This is a genomic window from Streptosporangium sp. NPDC048886 (assembly GCF_055586905.1).
Genome location: NZ_JBVJHH010000042.1, coordinates 45,835 through 66,423, shown reverse-complemented (window position 1 = coordinate 66,423; position 20,589 = coordinate 45,835). Strand labels below are relative to the sequence as shown.

General features: G+C 73.5%; 11 protein-coding genes. 5 read left to right on the top strand and 6 right to left on the bottom strand.

What is annotated here, in order from left to right; translation table 11 throughout:
• The first annotated feature begins 2 nt into the window (after positions 1-2).
• Positions 3-5,429: an amino acid adenylation domain-containing protein gene (locus tag ACZ6R6_RS38570; RefSeq protein ID WP_470101909.1), complete on the top strand. Its 5,427-nt coding sequence runs from the start codon at positions 3-5 to the stop codon at positions 5,427-5,429.
• On the top strand, positions 5,426-6,385 hold the full coding sequence (locus ACZ6R6_RS38565; RefSeq protein WP_470101892.1) for a threonine ammonia-lyase: 960 nt from the start codon (positions 5,426-5,428) through the stop codon (positions 6,383-6,385). Before ACZ6R6_RS38570 ends, ACZ6R6_RS38565 begins: the two co-directional genes overlap by 4 nt.
• 160 nt (positions 6,386-6,545) lie before the next feature.
• Here ACZ6R6_RS38565 and ACZ6R6_RS38560 read toward each other — a convergent pair whose 3' ends face one another.
• The 3 genes from ACZ6R6_RS38560 to ACZ6R6_RS38550 all read right to left on the bottom strand — a co-directional run bounded on the left by ACZ6R6_RS38560 (position 6,546) and on the right by ACZ6R6_RS38550 (position 9,252).
• Positions 6,546-6,740 (bottom strand): ferredoxin, encoded by a 195-nt coding sequence (locus tag ACZ6R6_RS38560; protein WP_470101891.1) that lies wholly within the window; start codon positions 6,738-6,740, stop codon positions 6,546-6,548.
• Positions 6,741-6,776: 36 nt separating this feature from the next.
• Entirely contained in the window at positions 6,777-7,988 is a 1,212-nt protein-coding gene (locus tag ACZ6R6_RS38555; RefSeq protein ID WP_470101890.1) for a cytochrome P450, read from the bottom strand.
• 70 nt (positions 7,989-8,058) lie between these two features.
• Complete coding sequence (locus ACZ6R6_RS38550) at positions 8,059-9,252, bottom strand: NAD(P)/FAD-dependent oxidoreductase (protein ID WP_470101889.1); 1,194 nt, start codon at positions 9,250-9,252, stop codon at positions 8,059-8,061.
• 141 nt (positions 9,253-9,393) lie between these two features.
• On the opposite strand from ACZ6R6_RS38550, the gene ACZ6R6_RS38545 reads away from it, so the two are divergent.
• Complete coding sequence (locus ACZ6R6_RS38545) at positions 9,394-10,029, top strand: TetR/AcrR family transcriptional regulator (protein WP_470101888.1); 636 nt, start codon at positions 9,394-9,396, stop codon at positions 10,027-10,029.
• A 148-nt stretch (positions 10,030-10,177) separates the two neighbouring features.
• On the opposite strand, the gene ACZ6R6_RS38540 is transcribed toward ACZ6R6_RS38545, so the two are convergent.
• From ACZ6R6_RS38540 to ACZ6R6_RS38530, 3 genes are all read right to left on the bottom strand, one after another.
• On the bottom strand, positions 10,178-12,661 hold the full coding sequence (locus ACZ6R6_RS38540; protein ID WP_470101887.1) for a glycoside hydrolase family 3 C-terminal domain-containing protein: 2,484 nt from the start codon (positions 12,659-12,661) through the stop codon (positions 10,178-10,180).
• Positions 12,662-12,771: 110 nt separating this feature from the next.
• The gene (locus ACZ6R6_RS38535; RefSeq protein WP_470101886.1) at positions 12,772-13,386 is read right to left on the bottom strand and encodes a DUF305 domain-containing protein; all 615 of its coding nucleotides are present in this window, start codon (positions 13,384-13,386) and stop codon (positions 12,772-12,774) included.
• An 89-nt stretch (positions 13,387-13,475) separates the two neighbouring features.
• On the bottom strand, positions 13,476-14,825 hold the full coding sequence (locus ACZ6R6_RS38530; RefSeq protein WP_470101885.1) for a DUF1996 domain-containing protein: 1,350 nt from the start codon (positions 14,823-14,825) through the stop codon (positions 13,476-13,478).
• Between the two features lie 363 nt (positions 14,826-15,188).
• Between ACZ6R6_RS38530 and ACZ6R6_RS38525 the strand changes: the two genes are divergently transcribed.
• Positions 15,189-18,227 carry a discoidin domain-containing protein gene (locus ACZ6R6_RS38525; protein WP_470101884.1) on the top strand — a complete coding sequence of 1,013 codons (3,039 nt, stop codon included), beginning with the start codon at positions 15,189-15,191 and terminating at the stop codon, positions 18,225-18,227.
• Between the two features lie 100 nt (positions 18,228-18,327).
• The gene (locus tag ACZ6R6_RS38520; protein WP_470101883.1) at positions 18,328-20,565 is read left to right on the top strand and encodes a discoidin domain-containing protein; all 2,238 of its coding nucleotides are present in this window, start codon (positions 18,328-18,330) and stop codon (positions 20,563-20,565) included.
• Positions 20,566-20,589 lie beyond the last annotated feature (24 nt).

The window sequence follows — 20,589 nt, the reverse complement described above, 5'->3', positions numbered from 1 at the left end:
AGGTGGACCGGGCGGCGCTGCCGGTCCCCGAGACCGCCCCCGCGGTGCGGGTGCCGCCGGGCACGCCACAGGAGCACCTGGTCGCCGGGATCTGGGCCGAGGTGCTGGACCTGCCGCAGGTCTGGGCGGACGACGACTTCTTCGCCCTGGGCGGGCACTCCTTCGCCGCGACCCGGACGGTCGGCCGGCTGCGTGAACGGCTGGGCGTGCCGGTCGCGGTGCGGTTGCTGTTCGAGCATCCGGTGCTCGCCGACCTGGCCGCGAACCTGCCCCGCCAGGCACCGGAGGCCAGGGCGCGGCGAGAACGGGCCGACGGCCCGGCCCCGCTGTCCGGGGCGCAGGCCAGGCTGTGGTTCCTGGCGCAGCTGGAGCCGGAGAGCACGGCCTACAACGTGCCGGTGGCGCTGCGGCTGGACGGGCCGCTCCAGGCGGAGGCTTTGCTGGGCGCGGTAGGCGACCTGGCCGAGCGGCACCAGGTGCTGCGCAGCGTGATCGACGACTCCGGCGCCGAGCCGGTCCTGGTGGTACGGCCGGCCGCGGAGGTGCCGGTGTCCACCGCGGACGTCGACGGCTCCGAGGTCGAGGCCGTGCTGGCCGCGCACCTGGCCACGCCGTTCGCGCTGGACCGGGAGCCGCCGATGCGGGCGGTGCTGCTCACGGTCGGCGACCGGGAGCACGTGCTCTCGCTCACCTTCCACCACATCGCCACCGACGCCTGGACCCGCGGACTGCTGCTGTCCGAGCTGTCGGCGCTGTACGCCGCCAGGCTCGGCCTGCGCCCGCCGCCGGAGCCGCCGCCGGCCCAGTACGCCGAGGTGGCCCCGGTCCCCGACCTGGCCGAGCTGGACTGGTGGGCCGAGCAGCTGCGCGGCCTGCCGCCGGTGCTGGACCTGCCCACCGACAGGCCGCGCCCCGCGGTGGCCGACCCGGGCGGCGCCTCGGTGGAGCTGGAGCTGCCGGCGGAGCTGAGCGAGCGGGTCAGGGCGGTGGCCACCGCCTACCGGGCGACGCCGTTCATCGTCCTGATGGCCGCTCTGCAGGCCCTGCTGGCGAGGCTGTCGGCCGGCACCGACATCGCGGTGGGCGTGCCGGTCGCGGGCCGGGACCACCCCGACACCGAGGGCGTGGTGGGCTGTTTCCTCAACACCGTGGTGGTGCGGACCGACGTGGGCGGCGGACCGACCGGCCACGAACTGCTGGCCCGGGTCCGGGAGGCGGCGCTGGGCGCCCTGGCGCACGCGAGCGCGCCGTTCGACCGGGTGGTGGACCTGCTGCGGCCGGAGCGGAACCTGGCCGCGACCCCGCTGTTCCAGGTGATGCTGAACTACGTCCCCGACGCGGGCCGGCCGCAGCTGCCCGGCCTCGAGGCGGCCGAGATCGACCTGACCGGACAGACGGCGAAGTTCGACCTGAACTGGTATGTGATCGACAGCGGGCCCGGCCGGCCGCTGCGCGGCGGGCTCGGCTACCGCACCGATCTGTTCGAGGCGGCCACCGCGGCCCGGTTCACCCGCTGGTACCTGACGCTGCTCGACGGGATGCTGGCCGAGCTGGACGCGCCCGTGGGCGCGGTGCCGCTGGAGCCGGTGACCGGCCCGATCCTGGCCGGTGACCCGCTGCGGTCCACGGCGGACACTCCGGTGCACCGGCTGATCGAGCGCTGGGTGGACACCAGCCCCGACGCGCCGGCCGTGGTGAGCGCGGACCGCAGCCTGACCTACGCCGAGCTGGAGACGGCCGCCAACCGGATCGCCCACTGGCTGCTGGACGCGGGGGTCGGCGCCGACGAGCCGGTCGGCGTCCTTCTGGAGCCGGGAGCCGACCTGGCCTGCGCCCTGTTCGGGATCCAGAAGTCGGGCGGTGGCTACCTGCCCCTGGATCCGGCCTATCCGGCCGCGAGGATCGCCACCATGCTCGACGCCGCCGGGGTGCGCGCGGTGGTCACCACAGCCGAGTTCGCCGACCTGATCGGTCCCGGCCGCCGGGTGCTGGCGCTCGACCGGCTCCCGTCCCTGCCGCCGACCAGGCCGGAGGTCGACGTGCGGCCGGAGCACCTGCACCACGTGATCTTCACCTCGGGCTCCACCGGCACGCCCAAGGCCGTGGCCGCCGAGCACCGCAGCGTGGTGGGCTACCTGGGCGGCATGCTGCCGCGGATCAACGTGCCGGGCGGGTCGTACGCGGTGGTGTCCACTCCCGCCGCCGACTTCGGGCTCACCTGCGTGTTCGGCGCCCTGACCACGGGCGGGACGGTGCACCTGGTCGTGCGGGAGACCGCGATGGACCCCGACGCGTTCGCCGGATACCTGAGCGCGCACCACATCGACGTGGTCAAGTGCGTGCCCAGCCACCTGGAGCTGCTGGCCTCCGGCGGTGACCTGGCCGCGGTGCTGCCGGACAAGCTGCTGATCCTGGCGGGAGAGGCCTGCCCCTGGGATCTGGTGGAGCGGGCCAGGGCCGCGCGGCCGGGACTGCGGATCCAGAGCCACTACGGGCACACCGAGTCCACCATGATCTGCCTGGTCTGCGACACCGAGGAGATCCCGCTCGAGCACCGGACCGGGATCGTGCCGCTGGGCCGGCCCCTGCCCGGGGTGTACGGGCACCTGGTGGACGCGGACATGCGGCCGGCGCCGGTCGGCGTGCCGGGCGAGCTGGTGGTCGGCGGCCCGGGGGTCACCCGCGGCTACATCGGCCTGCCCGAGCTGACCGCCGAACGGTTCGTGCCCGATCCGCTGACCGGGCAGGGGCGCTGCTACCGCAGCGGCGACCTGCTGCGGGTCACGGCCGACGGGCGGGTGGAGTTCCGCGGCCGGGTGGACGACCAGGTCAAGGTGCGCGGCTACCGGGTCGAGCTGGGCGAGGTCACCACCGCCTTGCGGGCGCTGCCCCAGATCGCCGAAGCCGTGGTGCTTCCGGTGGGCGAGGGGAAGGCCCGGCAGCTCGCCGCCTGGGTGACACCGTCCACCGTGGACACCTCGGCGGTCCGCTCCGCGCTGCGGGAACGGCTGCCCGACTACATGGTCCCGGCCCAGCTCGTCGTGCTCGACCGGCTCCCGCTCAACCCGAACGGGAAGGTCGACCGGGCCGCCCTGCCCGCGCCGCAGCCGGAGACCGTCGAGTTCGTGCCGCCGTCCACCGCCGGCGAGGAGCTGGTCGCCCGGGCCTGGTCCCAGGTGCTCGGCGTGGCCGAGGTCGGGGCGCACGACGACTTCTTCGCCCTGGGCGGGGACTCCTTCGCCGCGGTGCGCGCGGTCAAGGAGATCGGCTGCGGCCTGCGGGTGATCGACCTGTTCACCCGGCCCACGGTCGCCGAGCTGGCCGCGTTCCTGGAGCGCCAGGACGGCGGCGGGCTGCTGCACCGCCTGGGCGGTGGGCGTACCAGCGAGTTCACTCTGGTGTGCGTGCCGTACGGCGGCGGGTCGGCGGCGGTGTACCAGCCGCTGGCCTGGGCCCTGGGCGAGCGGGTGGAGGTGCTTTCGGTGGAGCTGCCGGGCCACGACCCGGCCCGGCCGGTGGAGCTGCCGCTGCCGCTGGAGGAGCTGGTGGAGGTGCTGGCCGCGGAGGTGGTCAAGACCGCGTCCGGCCCGATCGCGATCTACGGTCACTGCGTGGGCTCCGCCCCCGCGGTCGCCCTGGCCCGCAGGCTGGAGGCGGACGGGATCCCCGTGCTGGGCGTGATCGCCGCCGCGAGCTTCCCCACCGCCCAGCTGCCCGGCATCGGCAGGCGGCTCTTCCGCGGTGACCGCCTGGTCTCCGACCGGATGTTCCGGGACGCGTTGCGGGCCACGGGCGGGCTGCTGGAGGACATGGACGAGGCCGCCAAGCAGGTCGCGGTGCGGGCGATGCGCCACGACGCCGGCCAGGCGCGGGAGTGGTTCGGCCGTGAGCTGGCCGGCGCGGGAGCGCCGCTGCGCGCCCCGATCCTGTGCGTGGTGGGGGAGCGGGACCGCGCCACCGAGCTGTACCAGGAGCGGTACGCCGAGTGGGCGGCCTTCGCACCCAGGGCCGAGGTGGCCGTGCTGCCCCGCGCCGGCCACTACTTCCTGCGGCACCAGGCCGAGCCGCTGGCCGCCCTGATGATCGAACACCTGCGGAGCTGGGCGTCCGGACGGCTGCCCGGCCCGGTGCGCCCACCCGACCGGACCGGCCTGCGCCCCTTCTACGCCGTCGCGGGCGGGCAGTTCGTCTCGGCGGTGGGCACGGCGCTGAGCTCGTTCGCCCTCGGCGTCTGGGCCTACCAGGGCAGCGGCCGGATCCTGGATCTGGCCCTGGTCGTGATGCTGTCCCAGATCCCGGCCGTGCTGCTCACCCCGCTGGGCGGCGCGCTGGCCGACCGGGTGGACCGGCGCCGGATCATGCTGATCAGCGACGCGGTCTCCGGGCTGGCCATGGCGGCGCTGGTCCTGCTGCTGGTCACCGACCGGCTGGCGCTGTGGAACGTGTGTCTCATCGTCGGCCTCACCTCACTGACCACCGCCTTCCAGCAGCCCGCCTATCTGGCCGCGATCGCGCAGCTGGTGCCCAAGCCGTACCTGCCGCAGGCCAACGCCGTGGCCAACCTGGGTTTCGGGGTCGGCAACGTGGTGGCCCCGCTCGCCGGCGGCGCGTTGATCGGCATGTTCGGGCTGTCCGCGGTGGTGGCCATCGACGTGGTCTCGTTCGGGATCGGGGTGGTGACCCTGCTGGCGGTCCGGTTCCCCGACCGGCTGTTCCACCGGCAGGAGGAGACCTTCCGGGCGGCGCTGACCGGCGGCTGGCGGTTCCTCCGCCGGCGCCGGCCGCTGCTGGTGATGGCGGTCTACTTCGCGGTGGTCAACTTCTGCACCGCGCTGATGTGGGTGCTGGTCACCCCGGTCGTGCTGGCCATCGGCTCCCCGACCGCCCTGGGTACGGTGACCGCGGTCGGCGGCCTCGGCGCGGCCGTGGGCACCGCGGTGGTGCTGGTGTGGGGCGGGACCCGGCGCCGGGCCACCGGCATGATCGGCTTCGTGGTCGGGTCCGGGATCGGCGTGGTGCTGATGGGCGTGTGGCCGGCGGTGTGGCTGGTCGCGGCCGGCCTGTTCCTCCGGCTGGCCTGCATGAGCATCGGCAACGCGCACTGGCTGTCCATCATCCAGGTGAAGGTGGGACCGGAGCTGCAGGGCCGGGTCCTGGCCGTCAACGTCATGCTGGCCACGGCCATGCAGCCGCTGGGCTTCCTGACCGCCGGTCCGCTGGCCGACTGGGCGCAGCCGTACACCTCGGGCCCCGGCCGGGGCGCGGCGGCGGTGCTGCTGGTCAGCGGCGTGTTCCTGGTGGTCTGGGGCCTGCTCGGGCTGCGCTACCGCCCGCTGCACCATCTGGAGGACCTGGTCCCCGACAGTGCGCCGCCGCCCGAGGCAGAGGCCGACCTGGACGCCATCCAGGACGGGGTGCTGAGCAGATGAGCCTGGTAACGGCGGCCGACGTGGCCGCCGCCACGGCCCGGATCGCGCCCTCCGTGCTGCGCACACCGCTGCTGCGCCTGCCCGGCGAACGGCTCTGGGTCAAACCGGAGAACCGGCAGCCCACCCGCTCGTTCAAGGTGCGGGGCGCGGTGAACGCCGTGGGACTGCTGGCCGAGCGGGGCGTCGGGCACGTCATCGCCCAGTCCTCCGGCAACCACGCCCAGGCCATCGCCTACGCCGCCGGCGAGCACGGCCTGCGGGCGACCGTGGTCCTGCCTGACACCGCGCCGGAGCTGAAGGTGCTGGCCGCCCGCAGGCTCGGCGCCGAGGTGGTGATCGCACCGCCGGCCCTGCGGGAGGTCACCTGCCTGGCCCTGGCCGACCGGCTCGCGGCCACGGTGGTCCGCTCCGACGATTTCGACGTCATCGCCGGGCACGGCAGCGCCGGGACCGAGATCTGCCGGGACCTGCCCCGCGCGGGCACGATCCTGGTGCCGGTCTGCAACGGCGGCCTGCTGGCCGGCGTCGCGGTCGCGGCCAAGGCCGTCGACCCGGCGATCAGGGTGATCGGCGTCGAGCCCGAGCTGGCCGCCGACGGCGTGGCCAGCTTCCGCTCCGGCCGGCGCACCGCGTGGCCGGTGCAGCAGACCTACCGCACCCGGGCCGACGGCCTGCGCGCTCCGGTCCTGGGAGCCCTGGCCTGGGAGCACATCCACCGGTACGTGGACGACATGGTGACCGTGAGCGAGGACGACATCGGGGCCGCCGCCGACCTGCTCTGGCAGGAGCTGGGGGAACGCGCCGAGCCCAGCGGCGCGGTGACCACCGCGGCCTACTTCGCCCACCGGGCCACGCTGCCGGCCGGACCCGTGGTGGCCGTCCTCTCCGGCGGCAACGTGGCGGCCCATCCCGATGCCGGCGACATGAGGGAGCGCTCACTCATCCGGGGTCTGTGACCGGCCGGGCGCCGGCGGGCCTCCGAGGAGGCCGGGTGCGGAGATCGGCGGTGGCGGACCGGAAGCGCCGGACCGCCGCCTCCGGGGTCGAGCGACTCCGGCGGCGGTCCGGCGGCGGACGCCGCCGCGCCGGGGCGGCGGCCGACCGGTCCGGCCGGGGTCAGGCGCTCAGCTCGATGGCGGCGGCGGGACAGACGGCGGCGGCCTCGCGGACCAGGACGTGCTGGTCCGCGCCCGGCTCGGGATCGAGCAGGATGACGATGCCGTCGTCCTCCCGCTGGTCGAAGACCTCCGGCGCGATCAGCACGCACTGGCCCGCGCCGCAGCACTTGGCCTCGTCAACGGTGACTTTCATACCGGGTTCCTCTCTGTCGGGTGTGGCGGTGCCGGGTCACCAGCGGACCGGGACCTTGCGCAGGCCGCCGACGGCCAGCCCTTCCACGCGTTCCAGCTCCGCCACCGGGACGGCCAGCTCCAGGGACGGGAGTTTGCGCAGCAGCACCTCGAGCACGACCTGCAGCTCGGTGCGGGCCAGCGCCTGGCCCAGGCAGGAGTGGGCCCCGGAGCCGAAGGCCAGGTGCGGGTTCGGGCTGCGGCTCAGGTCCATCTCGGCGGCGGCCTCGAAAGCGCCCTCGTCGCGGTTGGCCGCGGCCATGCTGCACACCACGGTGGTGCCGCGGGGCAGGACCGTGCCGCTGACCTCGGTCTGCTCACGCAGGTAGCGGGGCAGGCCGAAGCCGGAGTTGGCGTCGAGCCGCAGCGTCTCCTCCACCGCCGTGCGGATCAGCGACGGGTCGGCCAGCAGCCGCTCCCACCGGCTGCGGTCGGCCAGCAGCATGGAGACCATCTTGCCGATCATGTTGGCGGTGGTCTCGTGCCCGGCCACCAGCAGAGCCATGCCGGTGACCAGGATCTGGATGTCGGACAGCCCGCCGTCCTCGGGACCGCCGGCCGCGATCAGCTCGCTGAGCAGGTCCTCGCCCGGCTCGGCGCGCTTGGCGGCGATGTGACCGGACATGTACTGGACGAACTCGCCCTGGGCGGCCTCGATCTCGGCCTGGCCGTAGCGGGTGAGGTTGAGCATGGTGTCGGACCAGTAGGAGAACCGGTCCCGGTCCGCGGCCGGCACGCCGAGCATGTCGCAGATGACGTAGACCGGCAGCGGGAAGCCCAGGTCGGTCCTGAGATCGCCGGGCCGGCCGCGCTTGACCATGTCGTCGATGAGCCGCTCGGCGATCTCCGCCATCGTGGGCCGCAGCGCGGCCATCCGCTTGGCGGTGAACCACTTGCCGACCAGGCGCCGCCAGTGCTGGTGCTCCTCGCCTCCGTCGGGGATGATCTGCGACATCTCGCTGTTGAACACCCCGCCCCCCTCCGCCGACAGCCGGGCCGCGTCGGGCGCGGTGAGCTGGCGGGTGAAGCGCGGGTCGGCGAGGACCCGCTTGACGTCCTCGTAGCGGGTCAGCAGCGTCGCCTGGTCGCCGCTGGGCAGCGTCACCCGGGCCACCGGGCACTCGCCGCGCAGCCGCGCCCATTCGGCGGGCGGCTCCAGCGCCGTGTCGTTGGGGATCGGGTAGCTCAGGACCTGCTCGTCGAGACTCATTCGGCATCTCCTTTGAACGGATGGTCGGCCGCCTGCGGACAGGCGGCTGGTCGGTTCGTCCCCGCCGCCGTCACGCCGGCGCGAGGGGCTGGGCGTCCTGCCGGGTGCCGAGGGCCCGCTGCCTCAGCAGGCGGGCCTGCTTGGCCATGTTCCAGCCGAGCACGCCGGTGACCCGGCCGCCCTCGCGATAGAGGGCGGTGAAGCGGTGCTGCGTGGGGTCGCCTTCGGCGATGGTCACCTCGGCCGCCGGCGACGGCAGGCCGTGGGCCTGGATCTTGACGTCGTACTGGTCTGTCCAGAAGTAGGGGACCGGCGTGTAGGGGCGGTCGGCGCCGAGGATGTTGGCCGCCACCACCTGGGCCTGTTCGGTGGCGTTGGTGCGGTTCTCCAGGCGCAGCCGCCTGCCGAGCCCCTCGTGTTCCCAGGAGGCGACGTCCCCGACGGCGTAGACGCCCTCGGCGGCGCGGCAGCGCGAGTCGCACTCCACCCCGTCGCCCACGGTGAGCCCGCTGCCCTCCAGCCAGCCGGTCGCCGGGCGGGAACCGATGGCCACCACGACCGCGTCGGCGGGCAGGAGCTCGCCGGTGACCAGCCGTACTCCCGTGACCCGTCCGCCGGCGCCCGTCAGCCCCTCGACTGTGACGCCGAGCCGCAGCCGGACCCCGCGCTCGGCGTGCACCCGGGCGAGCATCGCGCCGACCACGCCGCCGAGCTGGTCGGACAGGGGGGCCGGGCCCATCCCGGCGAGGGTGACGTCGAGGCCCATGCCGCGGGCGGTGGCGGCGATCTCCGCGCCCAGCACCCCCTCGCCGACGACCACGAGCCGCTCGGCGGTGGCCAGGTCGCGGCGGAGCGCGAGCGCGTCGTCCAGGGCACGCAGTACGTGCACGCCCGCCAGCCCCTCCTGGCCGGGCAGCCGGCGGGGGGTCAGGCCGGTGGCGACGACCAGCGCGTCGCCACGTAGCACGCGGCCGGAGGCCGTGCGCACCTCGCGGGCGGCGGCGTCCAGCTCGACGGCGGCCTCGCCCGGCACGGACTCGGCGTGCAGGGCCTCCAGCTGCGCCTGGCCGCGGAGCCGGGCACGGGACGGTTCCCAGACGCCGGCCAGGACCTGCTTCGACAGCGGCGGCCGGTCGTAGGGGAGATGGGGTTCGGCGTCCAGAAACGTCAGCCCGCCCCGGTAGCCGTTCCGCCGCAGCGCCTCCGCCGTGCTCAGACCGGCGGCCGACGCGCCGACGATCAGGACGCTCCCGGGCGGGGTCACGGGACGTCGCTCAGGTGGAGGGCGACGGTCCGGCCCAAACGTATCCGCATAGTCGTGGTCCTTTCGATCGTCCCACGTCGCCAGGTTAGCCTACACGTGTAGGTAATCGTACATGTGTAGGTTGGCGGTAAGGTGAGAGGCGTGGCCACGACAAAAGACGGCAGCACCCCATCGGGCGACCGGCGCGTGCGCCGCACCCACGCGGCCCTGGCGCACGCGCTGATCCAGCTCGTCGAGGAGCAGGATCTGTCCCGGATCGGCGTCGCCGACGTCGCCGAACGCGCCGGCGTGAGCCGATCGACCTTCTATGACCACTATCGGGACGTCCACGAGCTGGCCGAGGTCGCCTGCACCGCGATGATCGACGACTTGATCGAGTCCTTGCCCGGCCCTGACCCCGACTCGGCGGACCCGGAGCCGGAGGCGACCCGGTCGCTGGAGGCGTTCTTCGCCAGCCTCGCCGAGCACACCGGGCTCTACCGCGGCCTGCTGGGCCCGCAGGGCAGCGCGCGCGTCGTCGACCACATCCGCCGCCGTATCGCCGCGACCGTCCACGACCACCTGCTCCGGGCCACCGCCGGCGGCGATCTCCCGGAGCGGACCGGCCCGCCGTTGGACATCCCGCACGACGTTCCGGCCGCGTTCACCGCCGGGGCGCTCATCGGCGTGGCCGCCGACTGGCTGCAGCGCGGATGCCCACGGTCTCCGGCCGAGATGGCCGCCCTGACCTGGCCGCTGTTCACCACGCTCTACCGCGTCGACGCGGGCCGGCGGTGAGCGGGACGCGCGCCGGGCAGGCCGGCCACCGTTCACCCGATCGGAGCCGGCACCTCCGCCGGCGGCGTGGGGACTCCCGCCATCCGCGCCGCGTCCCCCGCGGTGGGAGGCCCCCGGCAGCCACGGGAGCCTCGGGCCGCGGAGAGTCCTACAGCCGCTGCCCGAGCGGCTCGGGCCGGATCGGCGCCCGCGCGGCGAGGCGCACGGTGGCGCTCAACGGCAGGTCGGCGGCCGAGCGTCCGGCGAGCACCGTGAAGGCGCCCTCCTCGGCATGCCAGGCGTGCCGCCCGGCCGACCAGTGCTGGAAGGCCCGTGCCGGGAGGTCGACCTCGATCTCGACGGTCTCGCCCGGTCCCGCCTCGGCCGGGGCGTAGCCGGCCAGCCAGCGCTCGGGCCGGGCCACGGCCGTCTCCGGCCGGGACAGGTAGACCTGGACGATCTCGCGCCCGGCCCGCCCGCCGGTGTTGCGCAGCCGTACCCGGACCGGGAGCGGGCTGCCGGGGGCGGCGTCTCCCGGCACGGAGAGGCCCTCGTAGGACCAGGAGGTGTAGCCGAGTCCGTGCCCGAACCAGTACGCGGGCGGCGTGGGCTGCCGCAGCCAGGCGCGGTAGCCGATGTCCAGGCCCTCGGCGTAGGCGAGCGTCCCGTCCTCGGGGACGGTGGAGACCAGCGCCCGGCCGGCCCAGGTGGTGGGCAGCCGGCCGCCGGGCTCGGCGTGGCCGAACAGGACGTCGGCGAGCCCGTGCCCGGCCTCCTGCCCGGGGAACCAGCTCAGCAGCACGGCCGGCACCCGCTCATGCCACGGCAGGGCGACGGGGCCACCCGAGTTGACGATCACGACGGTGGCCAGGTTGGCCGCCGCCACCGCGCGGACCAGGTCGTCCTGGCGGCCGGGCAGGTCCAGGCACCTGCGGTCGATCCCCTCGCTCTCGACCTCGTCGGTGGTCCCCACCACGACGACGGCCAGGTCGCAGGAGCGCGCGAGCTCGACCGCGGCGGCCAGCTCCACCTCGTCGCCGCGCCGGGGCGGGTCGGCGGCCAGGAACGAGGCGATCCCGGTGCCGGGGTCGAGCCGCCGCCGGAAGACGAGCTCCACCTCCCGGCCCGCGGCCATCGTGAGCCGGGCGCGCCGGTACGGCGGGGACAGGTGCACGGTGGCGGGGTCGTCGGTGTCCCGCTCCACCTCCTCGTCGATCAGGACCCGGCCGTCGGCCTCCAGCAGGACATGGCCCCATCCGGCGACGGCCAGGTCCCAGAGGCCGTCGGCGCCCGGCCTCAGGAGGGCGCGGATCTCGACGGTGGCGGCGGAGTCGTTCCGCGCCGGCTCCGGGATGTGGCCGGTCAGCCGGTGCTCGGCGTGGACTTCCGCGCCGGCGGCGTCCAGCAGCCGGACCAGGACGCCGGGTCCGCCGGTCCGGGGGTTGCGGGCGTTGTCGGTGCCCAGCGGGGTGGGCCGGGCGTCGAGGTGCACGCCGGGGGAGTGGAACACCTCCGCCGTGCCGGACAGCGCGGCGCGGATGCCGTCCAGGGGCGACACGACGGCCTGGGGGTACACCCCCGCGCTGCCGCCGCCCTGGATCCGGGCGGTGGCGGCGTTCGGCCCGAGCACGGCGACCCTGCGCAGGCGCGCGGGGTCCAGGGGGAGCAGCGGGCCGTCGTTGCGCAGGAGCACGGCGCTCGCGGCGACGGCCCGGCGCAGCAGCGCGCGGGCGGCGCGGTGATCCCGCCCTCCCGCGGGGGCCGGGGGAGCGGCGGGGCCGCCGGCCGGGAGATCGAGGTCCAGCGCGCCGACCCGGGCGGCCAGCCGGAGCAGCCGCCGGACCTTGTCGTCGATCGCGGCTTCCGGCACCTCACCCGCGCGCACCGCGGCGACCAGCGCCTCCCCCCACGGGCCCTGCGGCCCCGGCATCGCCAGGTCCTGCGCGGCGCGGGCCGCCGCGGCGGTGGAGCGCACGCCTCCCCAGTCCGACACCACCACCCCGTCGAACCCCCACTCCTGCTTGAGCGGGTCGGCCAGCAGCGGGTTCTCCGACATGGTGCTCCCGTTCACCCCGTTGTAGGCCGACATGACGACCCAGACGCCCGCCGCCACCGCCGCCTCGAAGGGCGCCAGATACAGCTCGCGCAGGGTCCGCTCGTCGACGCGGGCGTCGAGGGTCAGCCGTTCGGTCTCGGAGTCGTTGGCGACGTAGTGCTTGGCGGTGGCCGCCACGCCGCCGGCCTGCACGCCGCCGATGTAGGCGGCGCCGACGCGGCCGGTCAGCAGGGGATCCTCGGAGTAGCACTCGAAGTGCCGGCCGCCGAGCGGCGACCGGTGCAGGTTGAGGGTCGGGGCGAGCAGGACGTGCACGCCCTTGCGCCGCGCCTCGGCCGCCAGCAGCCCGCCCAGCAGCCCGACGAGCTTCTCGTCCCAGGTCGCGGCCAGCGCGGTCGCCGAGGGCAGGGTCAGGGAGGTGCTCCGCTCGTCCCAGCCCTCGCCGCGCACGCCCACCGGGCCGTCGGAGGTCACCATGGCCGACAGCCTGATGTCCGGCTCGGCGTGGGTGCGCCACACGGTCGCCCCGGTGAGCAGCCGTACCTTCCGCTCCAGGTCCAGCTTCTCCACCAGGCGGTCGAGCTCGTCGATGGTCACACGGTTTCCCTTCATCCTTGGAGAGCGCTCTCCGATACGTCTCACAGCGTCACCGTCCCGATGGGTGCTGTCAATGCCGCGGGATGAGGGGGCGATGATGGCGGGCCCGGTCAGCGGCCCGGTGGCCGGATGCCGGCCAGCAGGTCGCGCTGGGCGGCACGGGCCCGCTCGACGGCGGCGGCCAGGGCCCTGGTGCCACGGTCGGCGCCGGAGACCTGCTCGGAGCGGGAGACCATGGCCGACTGCTCCAGGTACTCACGCAGATGGCCGAGGAAGAGCCGGTCGAACGCGGCGCCGCCGGCCGCTCGCATGGCCGCCAGGTCGGCGGCGGTGACCGTGCCGGGCATGTCGTGGCCGGCGTGCACGTCCGTCGGCGGCACTCCGGACCGGGCCAGCGCCTCCCGGAGCCGTCCGAGCTCGGCCAGGTGATCGCCCCTGGTCCGGACGGCCAGCCGCCGGACGGCCGGGTCGTGCCCGCGCTCGGCGCCGAGGTCGAGCAGGGGCAGCGTCCGCTCGTCCATCGGGATCATCAACTGCAGCCACGCCGTGTCGGTGGCGTTGAAGCCGGCCGGGACGGCGGCGGTGGCGGGGGCGGCGGCGGTCCGGGCCTCCGGTCCGTGCCGGTGGCCCGGGACGGCCGCCGTGGAGTGGGCGACGCAGCTGGTCACCAGGCCGGCCGTCAGGGCGGACACGAGGAGCAGGACGACCACGTCGGCGCGTCTCATGCGGGCCTTTCCCGTGTCGGGGGCACGTGCCCGGCCCCGGTCGGCGGGGCCGGGGTCCGGGCACCCGGGGCCGGGCCGGGCACGTGCGGTCAGGGGAGTTCGAAGTTCTCCGTGAGAGCGGCGCCGCGGTGCGGCTTGTACAGGTCGTAACCGCGCGGGTTGCACTGGAGCCCACCGTTGATGCAGTGGGTGACCAGGGCGTTGAGGATGGCGGGGTTGTCCCAGGCGTTGAAGAAGTCGTAGTGCCAGGTGTAGCCGCGCCCGCTGGCCAGCCGCGCCTGGGACAGATCGCCGGACGCCGGGAAGGCGATCTTGAATTCGAGCATCGGCACCGGCACGGGGTTGGTGGCGGGGCAGTAGCCGGCGGCGGGGTAGGCCATGTGGCTCTTGTGGTCGGCGCTGTCGAGGTTGACCCCGTCCCAGCAGCTCGGGGCCTGGTAGCGGACGTTCACCTGGCTGCCCGCCGGGCACGAGGCCGGGATGTCCCAGCTGTGGGAGATGTCGCCGCACTCGAAGCCCTCGACCGCGCCGGGCGCGTCACGGAACTGCTCCAGCGTGGCGGTCGGGCTGCCCACGACGTACCGCAGGCCCTGCGGGAAGGACCGCACCCGCCAGTATTCGAGGATGCCCGACTTGTAGTAGACGACCTGGTTGCCGGTCGGCTGGATCAGCTGGTTGCCCTTGTAGAAGCTCGGGAACCAGTAGGCCGACCTGTCGTGCGGGTTGGTGCACGAGGTGCCGCCGCCCAGGAGCGAGGCCGAGGTGCTGCCCGCGTCGGTCGTGGTGTTGCCGACGAAGGTGTGCATGTGCGAGGCGCCGGGCAGGCCGGGGTAGATGATCGGGTCGTCGGGCCGGTCCGCCGTCCACGAGCAGTTGGCCTGGAACTCGTGGTGCGTCACCTGGTCGGTGAACGTGGGGCTCGGGACCGGGGTGGAGCCGGTGCCGCCGGTGCCGTACACCTTGAACTCCCACAGCGAGTAGCCGTAGCCACCGGAGCGGGCGGTGCCGTACATGCGGACGTAGCGGCCGCTGCCGGAGACGCTGAGGGTCTGGTCGCCGCCGGTGCCGGTGGTGGTGGAGTAGATGTCGGTCCACGACGTGCCGTCGGCCGAGGTCTGGATCTTGAACGCCCTGGCGTGGGCGCCCTCCCAGTCCAGGACGACCTGGGAGAGCGTCGCCGTGGCGCCGAGGTCGACCTGGAGCCACTGGGGGTCGCTGAACGCGCTGGCCCAGCGGGTGCCGCCGAGGCCGTCGAAGGCGGCCCCGGCACCGTACCCGCCGTTCTCGACGGAGGACGCCGTGGCCGGCCTGCCCTGCGAGAGCAGGGTGTCGGCCGCGGTGGCGGGCGTGATGATCGCCAGACCGGCCGCGACCAGCGCGACCAGGGACGCGACGGCCAGTCCTAGCCGGAATCCGACCGGACTTCGGGATGAGTGCATGGCCTCTCCTTCGGTGGGGGGTGCCGTTGGACGGCAGGAGGGAGAGCGCTCTCCGATGAGAGTGTGCTCCGTGACATGAATTGTCAAGGCGCGGGTGCCACCGATCTGAAATCCGCTGTTCATGCCCTTGACGTGGACAATCTTGTGTCAGATGGGGCGGATCCGTGGGCTGTCCTGCAAGAAGACAGATTTTGTAGGTATATATCCGCTTCAGCAAGGTTTCTGGCGCATGAGCGGCGGGTTTCGAACCCGTGAAGAGAAGAACCTTGACACGGCCCGCCCCCCGGGGGACTCTCAGCCAGGAGAGCGCTCTCCCATCCGCCGTCCTGATACGGCAGGCTCCCCCCACTCCGAGGAGAGATCGTGTATCCAGCTCGTAGCTCGGGCCGGTTCCGGTCAGGCCTGGTCATCGCCGCCCTGGCGGGACTGGTCCTTTCCGGCCTGGCGCTCATCAACCCGGCGGCGGCCGACGGGCTGCTCTCGCTGGGCAGCCCGTCGGCCGCTCCCGGGACGTGCGGGACGGAGAACGCGGCACAGGGCAGGCCCGCCTCGGCCTCGTCGACGGAGAACGCCGGCACCCCGGCCTCGGCCGCCTTCGACGGCAACGCGACCACCACCCGCTGGTCCAGCGCCTTCAGCGACCCGCAGTGGCTCCAGGTGGACCTCGGCTCCGCCCAGCCGATCTGCCGGGTGGTCCTGGTCTGGGAGGGCGCCCACGGCAGGGCGTTCAAGCTGCAGACCTCCGACAACGGCACGGACTGGAGCGACGTCTACTCCACCACGACCGGCACCGGCGGCACGCAGACGCTGGAGGTCAGCGGCACGGGCCGGTACGTGCGCATGTACGGCACCGCGCGCGGCACCGGCTACGGCTACTCCCTGTGGGAGTTCCAGATCTACGGCACCACCGGCCCCGGCCCCGATCCCGGTGACTGGAGCGAGGTCTGGAAGGACGACTTCACCGGACCGGCGGGCACCTCGCCGTCTGCCGCCGACTGGATCCTCCGCACCGGCACCCGGTATCCCGGCGGCGCCGCGAACTGGGGCACCGGCGAGGTCGAGACCATGAGCGCCTCCACCGCCAACGTCTATCTCGACGGCACCGGCAAGCTCAACATCAAGGCCGTCAGGGACGGCGCCGGCAAGTGGACCTCGGGACGCGTGGAGACCCAGCGCACCGACTTCGCCCCGCAGCCCGGCGAGCGGCTGAGGTTCACCGCCCGGCTCAAGCAGCCCGACGTGGCCAACGCGACGGGCTACTGGCCCGGCTTCCGGGCGACCGGCGCCGCCTACCGGGGCGACTACAACAACTGGCCGAGCGTCGGCGAGACCGACATCATGACCGACGTCAACGGCCGCAGCCAGCTGTCTAACACGCTGCACTGCGGCACCGCCCCCGACGGCGTGTGCAACGAGTACGGAGGCCGCACCAGCGGCCTGGCCACCTGCGAGGGCTGCCAGAGCGGCTACCACGAGTACACCCAGATCATCGACCGCACCAAGACCGACGAGGAGGTCCGCTTCTACCTCGACGGTGTGCAGACCTGGGTGGTCCGCCAGAGTCAGGTCGGCGTCACCGCCTGGCGGGCCGCCGTCCACCACGGCTTCTACCTCCGCTTCGACCTCGCCATCGGCGGGTCGCTCCCCAACGCGATCGCCGGCCTCACCACCCCCACCCCGGCCACCACCTCGGGCGGCGTCCTGAGCGTGGACTCGGTCTCGGTCTCCAGGAGCACCGGCACGGTCCCCGCGGCCATGACCGACCCGGCCGTGCCGGCCGGGCCGAGCAAGGTCCGGGTGACCGGCTCGCAGGGCAGCTGGCAGCTCCAGGTGAACGGCCAGCCGTTCGAGATCAGGGGCCTCACCTACGGCCCGCCCCAGGCCGCCGCCGACGGCTACATGCGCGACCTGAAGGCGATGGGCGTCAACACCATCCGCATCTGGGGCGTGGACGACGCCAACACCCCGGCGCTGCTGGACACCGCCGCGCGGCACGGCATCAAGGTGATCGTCGGGCACTGGCTCAACCAGGGCGCCGACTACGCGGGCGACACCGCCTACAAGACGAACGTCAAGAACGAGATCGTCGCCCGGGTCAACGCCCTCAAGGGCCGCCAGGGCGTGCTCATGTGGGACGTGGGCAACGAGGTCATCCTCACCATGCAGGACCACGGCCTGCCGGCCGACGTGGTCGAGCGGCGGCGCGTCGCCTACGCGAAGTTCGTCGACGAGCTCGCCCAGGCCATCCACGCCGCCGACCCCGACCATCCGGTCACCTCCACCGACGCCTACACCCACGCCTGGACCTACTACAAGGCGCACTCGCCGGCCCTGGACCTGCTCGCGGTCAACTCCTACGGCGCCATCCACACCGTCAAGCAGGACTGGATCTCCGGCGGGTACGGCAGGCCGTACATTGTCACCGAGGCCGGCCCGGACGGCGAGTGGGAGGTCCCCGACGACGTCAACGGCGTCCCCGCCGAGCCCACCGACCTCCAGAAGCGGGCGCAGTACACCGCCGGCTGGAACGCGATCAAGAGCCACCCCGGCGTCGCGCTCGGAGCCACCGAGTTCCACTACGGCCTGGAGAACGACTTCGGCGGCGTGTGGCTCAACACCTTCACCGGCGGCTGGCGGCGGCACGGCTACCACGCGCTCAATCAGGCCTACTCCGGGCAGCCGTCGGCGAACACGCCGCCGGAGATCACCTCCATGACGGTCGGCTCGCAGACCGCCGTGCCGGCCGGCGGCACGTTCACCGTCGAGGCCGCCGTCTCCGACCCGGACGGCGACCGGATCCGCTACAACCTGATGTTCAGCGACAAGCACGTCACCGGCGACCGGGGCTTGCGCAACGTCACCTTCACCCAGACCGGTCCCGGGAAGTTCTCGGTGACCGCCCCGGAGCGGATGGGCGTCTGGAAGGTCTACGTCTACGCCTTCGACGGGCACGGCAACGCCGGCATCGAGCAGCGGTCCTTCCGCGTGGTGCCGCCCAGGGTCGACGGCGTCAACGTGGCGGCGGGCAAGGCGACCACCGCCTCCTCCTACCAGGCCACCGGCGACGGCGCCCCGTTCCTGCCCGCCAGGGCCACCGACGGAGACTTCGGCACCCGCTGGGCGAGCGAGTGGAGCGACCCCCAGTGGATCCAGGTGGACCTCGGCGCGCTCACGCCCGTCAAGCACGTCCAGCTCGGCTGGGAGGGCGCCTACGGCAAGGCCTACCAGATCCAGACCTCGGCCAGCGGCTCGGACTGGAGCACCGCCTACTCGACCACGGCCGGTGACGGCGGGTTCGACAGCGTCGACCTCAACGTCTCGGCCAGATACCTCCGCCTGAACCTCACCCAGCGCGGCACGGCGTACGGCTACTCGCTCTACGAGTTCGGCGTCTACCGCTAGCCCCGGCCGCCGCCGGCCCGTACACCCGCGGACACCGGAGGCGCCCCCGCATCTCGACTGCCGCCCTCTATCACCCCCTGAGATCCGAAAGCGGACAGACATGAGACTCAGACCCACCGGGACCGCGCTCGTGGTCCTGGCCGGCCTGCTGGCCGTACCCGCACTCACCATCCCCGCGCACGCCGCCGACGTCCTGCTCTCGCAGGGCAGGAGCACGACGGCCTCGTCCACGGAGAACAACGGCACCGCGCCGGGCAACGCGGTGGACGGCGACACCGGCGGCCAGTGCGAGACCGCCGACGCCGCGCTGAACGGGCCCGCCGTCGCCTCCTCCGTCCAGAGCGACGGCTATCTCGCCGGGAACGCCTTCGACGGCGACACCGGGACCCGCTGGTCCAGCGCCGCCGCGGACCCGCAGTGGCTCCAGGTCGACCTCGGCTCGGTCAAGGAGATCTGCAAGGTAGACCTGTCCTGGGAGGCCGCCTACGGCAGGGACTTCAAGATCCAGGCCTCGGCCGACGGCGCCGCCTTCAGCGATCTGAAGACGGTTACCGGCGCCACCGGTGGCACCGCCTCCTACGAGGTGACGGGCTCGGGCCGTTACCTCCGCATCCACGGGACGGCCCGCGGCACCGGCTACGGCTACTCACTGTGGGAGGTCGGTGTGCACACCAGGGGCGACGGCGGACCGCCGCCCGGCGGCGGCGACCTCGGCCCGAACGTGAAGGTCTTCGACCCGTCCATGCCGGCCTCCGCCATCCAGGCCCAGATAAGGCAGATCTTCACCCAGCAGGAGTCGGCCCAGTTCGGCAACGGACGGTACGCGCTGATGTTCAAGCCCGGAAGCTACGACGTCAACGTCGACGTCGGCTTCTACACCTCGGTCCACGGTCTCGGGCGCAACCCCGACGACGTCACCGTCAGGGGCGTGAGCGTCGACGCCGGCTGGTTCAACGGCAACGCGACCCAGAACTTCTGGCGCTCCACCGAGAACCTGTCGGTCACCCCCTACGACGGCACCAACCGGTGGGCGGTCGCCCAGGCCGCGCCGTTCCGCCGCATGCACGTCCGCGGCGGGCTCAACCTGGCGCCGTCCGGCTACGGCTGGGCCAGCGGCGGCTACATCGCCGACAGCAAGATCGACGGCACCGTCGGCCCGTACTCGCAGCAGCAGTGGTACACCCGTGACAGCTCGATCGGCGGCTGGACCAACAGCGTCTGGAACATGACCTTCTCCGGCGTCGAGGGGGCTCCCGCCGACAGCTTCCCCGAACCGCGCTACACGACGCTGAACACCACCCCGGTCAGCCGGGAGAAGCCGTACCTGTATCTGGACGGCAACGACTACAAGGTGTTCGTCCCGGGCAAGCGCACGGACGCGCGCGGCACCACCTGGGCGGGCGGCTCCACCCCGGGCACCTCCGTCCCGCTCACCCGGTTCTACGTCGCCAAGCCGGGCGTCACGGCCGCGACCCTGAACCAGGCGCTCGCCCAGGGGCTGCACCTGCTGTTCACGCCGGGCATCTACCACCTCGGCCAGACGCTCAACGTGACCAGGGCGGACACCGTCGTCATGGGTCTCGGCCTGGCGACGCTGGTCCCGGACAACGGGGTCACCGCGATGAAGGTGGCCGATGTGGACGGGGTGAAGCTGGCCGGCTTCCTGATCGACGCCGGCCCGGTCAACTCGCCGACGCTCCTGGAGATCGGCCACCAGGGCGCGGCCGCCGACCACGCCGGCAACCCCATCACGGTGCAGGACGTGTTCGTCCGGATCGGCGGCCAGTTCGCCGGGAAGGCGACCACCAGCGTGGTGGTCCACAGCGACGACACGGTCATCGACCACACCTGGATCTGGCGGGCCGACCACGGCGACGGCGTCGGCTGGAACGTCAACGCCGCCGACTACGGCCTGCGGGTCTACGGCGACGACGTGCTGGCCACGGGCCTGTTCGTCGAGCACTTCAAGAAGTACAACGTGGAGTGGTCCGGCGAGCGAGGCCGGACGATCTTCTTCCAGAACGAGCTGCCCTACGACCCGCCCAACCAGGCCGCGTTCATGAACGGGAACATCAAGGGCTGGGCCGCCTACAAGGTCGCCGATTCGGTGAACGTCCACGAGGGCTGGGGCCTGGGCAGCTACTGCGTCTTCACCTCCGACCCGACCGTCGAGGTGGACCACGGCTTCGAGGTCCCGGTGAGGCCCGGCGTGAGGTTCCACAGCCTCCTGGTCGTCTCACTCGGCGGTAAGGGCCGCTACAACCACGTCGTCAACGACACCGGCGGCCCGGCTTACGGCACCGGGACGATCCCCTCCACGGTCACCGCCTATCCCTGATCTCCGCCTCCGGCCGCGCGCACG